Annotated in this window: 3 protein-coding genes; 1 reads left to right on the top strand and 2 read right to left on the bottom strand. The window is 60.5% G+C overall.

Annotated elements, in window-relative coordinates; translation table 11 throughout:
• Together AC04MI_RS24725 and AC04MI_RS24720 are read right to left on the bottom strand one after the other, a co-directional pair.
• The coding region (locus AC04MI_RS24725) for a YbdD/YjiX family protein (RefSeq protein WP_476498988.1) at positions 1-940 on the bottom strand (940 nt) is incomplete at its 3' end.
• Between the two features lie 80 nt (positions 941-1,020).
• Positions 1,021-1,614, bottom strand: a complete 594-nt coding sequence (locus tag AC04MI_RS24720) for a hypothetical protein (protein WP_436001428.1) — start codon at positions 1,612-1,614, stop codon at positions 1,021-1,023.
• 343 nt (positions 1,615-1,957) lie between these two features.
• Between AC04MI_RS24720 and AC04MI_RS24715 the strand changes: the two genes are divergently transcribed.
• Positions 1,958-2,310: hypothetical protein (locus AC04MI_RS24715; protein WP_476498987.1), on the top strand; the 353-nt coding region annotated here is incomplete at its 3' end.

The raw sequence follows: 2,310 nt of genomic DNA, 5'->3' as shown, positions 1-2,310 counted from the left end.
GGATGTGATAGAGCGTGTACTGGTCCACCTCGCCTTCCTGCGGCTCGAAGGTGGCCAGCAGCTCGGGCGAGATCTCAGCGTTGTACATGCACTGAGCGTCCGAGTAACGCGAGATCTCGAAGCCGTCGAAGTAGGCGACATTCTCCTGGTCCGGGTAGTACAGCGGCACCCGCACTTGGACGGCGCCGTAGTTGTCGTCGTCGTTGAGGATGTCCAGGACTTGCTTGGTGAAGGCGACGCGCCCTTCGCGCGTGGCGATCAGGTCATCCAGCGGATGCTGCGAGTTGAAGTAGGCGAGGTTGGCAATGATGCGGCCAGCCAGCTCCGCCTTCTCCGCGGACGGGTTGTCGGCCTTGCTGTAGGCAGAGGTGGTCCAGCCCGATGTGCGGAAACGGCACTCGAACCCGTTGTCCTGCAGCTCCAGGCGCGTGTACGTCAGCAGGTCATCGGACAGCGCCTTGGCGCGCTCGGCGTAGTCACTGGCCACGTAGCCGGCTTCCAGCTGATCCTTGGCGTAGGCATCGGGGTTGGCGATCTTGTCCTGCGGCGAGTCGTACTCGCGGCTGTGATCCGCACCGGCGCCGACTACGATATCGTGTTCCCAGCCCATAAATCCGACTTGGATCGGGCCTGCATCCAACAGCATGGTGAACTCGCGATCGAATCCGGCGCGCTTCCCGCGAAGATCTCCAGCAGTTGCTGTGACAGCGCCGGCAAATGCATTGGCAACGTCCTGGATGGTGCTGGCCAGGTTCTCGTACTGATCATCGACTTCCTGCTGCGCCCAGGTGTCGTAGCTCATCGGCTCGTCATCCGGATCTGCACTGGCCTTGTGGTCAGCTACGTAGGCTTCGTAGTCCTCCTGCGTGCAGAGCGTGCCTGACACCAGGAAGGTGCCGCCGGTGTCCTGGAAGGTGGAAGAGTAAACGCCGCGTCCCATCTGCTGTCTCCTGCAAGAACTGAATTGTGGACCAGGTGTCCCCTGGTGGCTAGCAAGGTTGATCTATATGAATCAGCGGGTTACGGACCGCTGGGGGCGGCCGTGCGGCCCAGGATCTCGTCCAGCTCTTCCTCGTCCACGCCTTCGGCCAGGATGAGGTAGTCGTCCTGGCTGGCGAGGGCTCGCTTGATGAAGTCGTCGATCACCATGGCCTCAGACTCGAAGGGCAGGTCGTGGTGCTTCGGGTTCGCGGTGAAATAGAACATGTCCCTGCTGACGCACAGGTAGTCCAGTTCAGTGCGGTGGTCATCACCACTGCAGTGCCCCAAGTGATGCCACGCGTCAGGGCCGCCGTTGACGTGGACCATGTCGATGTTCAGGGACTTGCAGACCCCCTGCAGGTTCCGCAACTGCGCGATGAACTCGTCATTGACCAGGACCGTTGCGTAGTCCGGCGCTTGCGACATGTCGTTGGGGTTGCTCACGCTCATCAGTACGCGCACGGGGGCCTGCGTGGTCTCCGGCTCGGGGAACGCATCCGCGAAAGCCTTGCGCGCTTCCATGGAACGCTGCAGAACGGCTTTGACCTCCGGGTCGCCGTCGCGGACCTTGTGAGAGAGGACCGTATCGCACTCGATGAGAGAGGTGGACAGCGTCGTCAGGAGATGGCTCATTCTGGTCTCGGAAAAAAATAGGGCGCCGGAGGGCGCCCAAGGGGAGTGGAGAGCTTCTAGGGCTCGCGTTGGAAATGAAGATACTCTAATCAAAGTTGCAAAGCAAGGGCCCAAGTGAATTGGACGTTGCAACTACTGCAACCGGATGCAATAGCTGCATCAGGGAGGGGCCGGCCAACGCTCCAATCTCGCACTGTTTTGCAGTATTTGGCGTGAATTATTCTGCTTGCGGAACAGTCTGCCTGGCTCGCATATTGGGGGCATCCAAGACAGGGAGATGAGTGTGCAAAGACCCATTCCAAAGCTAGTGCGCAATGCCCAGGGCGGCGAGGGGAGTAAGACCGTGGCGATGGTCGTCTTCGAGGACGGGGCTGGCGCGGCAATCCGTTGCGATCCAGACCCTGGGCAACGCATGCGTTACCTGCGCGAGCATGGACGGATGTCCGGCTACGGTGATCGCACGATCATCAACTACATCGAGCTGTTCAAGGTTCAGTCGAATCTCTTCAGCGACACTGCCGAGCGGCCAGACGTAAGGCCTGTCTTCGCAAAGAGCCTGGCGGAGCTCGAACGGCAGCGAGCGCACATTGAAATGACGCTTTGTCGCCTGATCTGCCTTTCCGGTGCCCTGGCAGGCAAACACGAAATTCCGATCGACCCAGGCGCGGAGCCTGCATCGCGCGTGCTGAGAATAAC

This window comes from Acidovorax sp. LjRoot204 (assembly GCF_056175785.1).
The sequence above is the reverse complement of the archived record's forward strand: the minus strand, read 5'-3'. Positions and strand labels throughout refer to the sequence as shown.

Excerpts from the sequence above, each read along its gene's own strand:
- AC04MI_RS24720 (WP_436001428.1), bottom strand. The coding sequence starts at position 1,614 with ATGAGCCATCTCCTGACGACGCTGTCCACCTCTCTCATCGAGTGCGAT.